This window comes from Bartonella massiliensis (genome assembly GCF_902150025.1).
GTDB lineage: Bacteria > Pseudomonadota > Alphaproteobacteria > Rhizobiales > Rhizobiaceae > Bartonella > Bartonella massiliensis.
Map to the genome: position 1 here is coordinate 1 of NZ_CABFVS010000048.1, position 2,952 is coordinate 2,952.

Below are 2,952 nucleotides of genomic sequence, written 5' to 3' on the forward strand. Positions count from 1 at the left end.
CAAAAAACAACTATGACGAATTTAGCTTTGCGCTTGCTTATTCTGACAGGAGTCCGTAGGAAGCCCTTGTGTCATATGCATAAAGATCAAATTGAGGGGGATATATGGACTATCCCTGCTGAGAATATGAAAGGAAGGCGTGATGCTACAACAGAATTTCGTGTGCCTTTATCATCAGAAGCAATGAAAGTAATTGAACAAGCCCGATGTATCTCTAAAAGTGATTTCATCTTTTCATTTACTAATCGTGGTCCTCTTTCACCTACGATAATGGCTACGTATATGAGAAAAAATAAAATTGAAGCCTGCCCCCATGGTTTTCGCTCTAGTTTACGCGATTGGCTTGCTGAAACAACCGATGCCCCCTATGAGGTTGCTGAAACCATTCTAAGTCACACGGTCGGCGGTAAAGTAGAGCGTGCCTATCGTCGTACTGATTATTTAGAACAACGTCGTGTCTATATGGATAAATGGGCGGCATATGTCACGGGTCAATCTTAAGATATGGGGTGCATAACCCCATAATCTGTGGATAACTTTATCTCTCTGTTTTCTCATATCGTCTCAATAAGACTCATAAATTATCACATGAGAAAATGTATAATAAAATACTGTTTTTTATAAACTAAATACCTTTCATATGATGCAAAAATATGGTTAATAAATGCTTATGATTTGTTCTCATTTTTTTAATATTTGAAAGGATTTTACTATGACAGAAAACGATATTCTTTTAACAGACCGTGAAAGTGCAAAATTGCTTCATATGAGTGTCTCAACTTTCCGCCGTCATGTGACCAATGGCTCTCTTCCAAAACCTTTAAAATTTGGTTTTTTATCCCGTTGGTTACAATCGGATCTTTTGAATGTCATCGAACAAGCAAAACAGCAACGTCAAAGTAATGCGGCATAAAAAAAACCTTGTCACATAAGGATGGACAAGGCTTTTCATTTTCACACGATGATTATGGATAGCAGAGTCCGTCCTATGATGCAATCATTATAGGATCAAAAAATGTCTTCTTATATAAATGCTTGGGGCATCACAAATGCCTTGCATGGGATTTGGCATGGGCGTTATGGACTTGCCCGTTGCCCTGCTCATGATGATAGGCTGCCTAGTTTATCCATTACCAATGGACTTGATGGGCGTCTCTTGCTCATTTGTTATGCTGGCTGTTCTTTTAGAGAGATCATACAAGCGCTTAGAAGAATTGGCTTGCTTGGGAAACAAGCCTTTTTTGATAAAGCTTATGATCATACGCTTTCTTTCTCAAAACAGTTTTGTGCTGATTTCAAAAGAGCAAAACAAAAAGCAGAAAGAGCAAAAGCGATTTGGCAACAAAGTCAACCGATCAAAAATACTTTAGCAGAAACCTATTTACGCATGCGGGGGATCACATGTGAATTGCCTGCTGATTTACGTTTTCACGACAAATGTCCACACCCCTTAGGAATGACACTGCCCGCGTTAGTGGCTCTTGTTAAGGGGGCTGGCTCCTTTGCCATTCATAGAACCTTTTTAAAAGCCAATGGCTGCAAAACAGATCAGAAACCAGCCAAAGCCATGTTGGGTTCTGTCATGGGTGGTGCTGTGCATTTAAGGCAAGACAATCCAAAACATCTGGTTATTTGTGAAGGCATTGAAACGAGGCTGTCTCTGCTGTCTGGATTGTTATCAGAGCCCGTGAATTTATGGGCATCCCTTTCTACCAATGGCATGATGCGTGTGAATTTACCCCCGATAAAAGGACGTCTGACAATCGCAATGGATGGCGATGCTGCGGGTCGTAAAGCAGGTTTTACCCTAGCAAAGCGTGCTTATAGACAAGGCTTTGAAGTCTTTATGATGCAAGCCCCTAACGCTTTAGATTTCAATGATTTTTTAATCAAGCCTTGCAACAAAATGGTTGGGGGGAATTAAAACCGATTGGTACGGCTCTCTTACCCGTCGAACCTTTTCACGTTGCACAAGTGCCTTTAATCTTAAGTCGTTATATTTATGATATTGCTGACCGTCAACAAGCCCCTCTCGATTTTATTGCTGTTTCTGCTCTCTGTGGTTTGGCGGCTCTCATTGGTAATGGCGTGCGAGTTGCTCCAAAACAGTATGATGATTGGACAATTGTTCCTAATCTCTGGGGGGCTCTTATTGGACAGCCTTCAACCATGAAAACACCAACCATGCAAGCCGCTTTAGCCCCTATCACGCGCCTTCAAAAGCAATGGTATAAAGAGTGGTTAAAACAGAAAGAAAGCCAAGAAATTGAAGAGATACTTGAAACTTTAGACAAATCAGAAAAGAAAAAACAAGCCTATAAAGCGATCAAAAAAGGAGATCTTGAAACAGCCCGTGCTCTTTTGTCTGAAGCCCCCTCTAAAGACAATATCCATGATGATGGCTCTCGTTTTATTGTCAATGATACGAGTGTAGAAAAGCTTGGGGAATTGTTAAAAGAAAACCCCCGTGGTCTCTTAATGGTTCGTGATGAGTTATCTGGTTTCTTAACAGATATGGAACGGAAGGAATATCAAACAGACCGTGCTTTTTATCTCGAAGCTTTTAATGGAGATGGTCAATTTACTTATGACCGTATCGGGCGTGGAACCATTTTTATTCCCAATGCAACCCTTTCGATTATAGGAGGCATTCAACCCTCTCGCATTCTGCCCTTTATACGCAATGCTTTATATGGCAAAGGCAATGATGGTTTTTTACAACGGTTTCAAATGCTGGTGTGGCCCGATGAGACAAAAGATTGGCAATGGATTGATAGACCACCTAATCAAGAAGCATGGAAAACTTATGAAGGGGTATTTCATTCTCTTTATGATAAACCCCTTGGTTCTCCAGAACACCCGCTTGTCATGCGTTTTTCTGCTGATGCTCAAGAGATCTTTCGTGAGTGGATGCAAAAGATTTTTAAAGAAGCTAAAGAGAATAACCTTTCA

The 2,952-nt window shown here is 40.7% G+C and carries 4 protein-coding genes; all 4 read left to right on the top strand.

The window, feature by feature from the left end:
• The coding region (locus tag FNZ60_RS08825; RefSeq protein ID WP_142417210.1) for a tyrosine-type recombinase/integrase at positions 1-501 on the top strand (501 nt) is incomplete at its 5' end.
• Between the two features lie 211 nt (positions 502-712).
• Positions 713-913 (top strand): helix-turn-helix transcriptional regulator, encoded by a 201-nt coding sequence (locus tag FNZ60_RS08830; protein WP_142417211.1) that lies wholly within the window; start codon positions 713-715, stop codon positions 911-913.
• A 102-nt stretch (positions 914-1,015) separates the two neighbouring features.
• Positions 1,016-1,924 carry a DUF7146 domain-containing protein gene (locus FNZ60_RS08835; protein WP_142417212.1) on the top strand — a complete coding sequence of 303 codons (909 nt, stop codon included), beginning with the start codon at positions 1,016-1,018 and terminating at the stop codon, positions 1,922-1,924.
• The coding region (locus FNZ60_RS08840) for a YfjI family protein (RefSeq protein ID WP_142417213.1) at positions 1,897-2,952 on the top strand (1,056 nt) is incomplete at its 3' end. The genes FNZ60_RS08835 and FNZ60_RS08840, both read left to right, overlap by 28 nt.

What these genes read in the sequence shown, in the direction of transcription:
- FNZ60_RS08830 (WP_142417211.1), top strand. Translation starts at nt 713, where the DNA reads ATGACAGAAAACGATATTCTTTTAACAGACCGTGAAAGTGCAAAATTG.
- FNZ60_RS08835 (WP_142417212.1), top strand. Translation starts at nt 1,016, where the DNA reads ATGTCTTCTTATATAAATGCTTGGGGCATCACAAATGCCTTGCATGGG.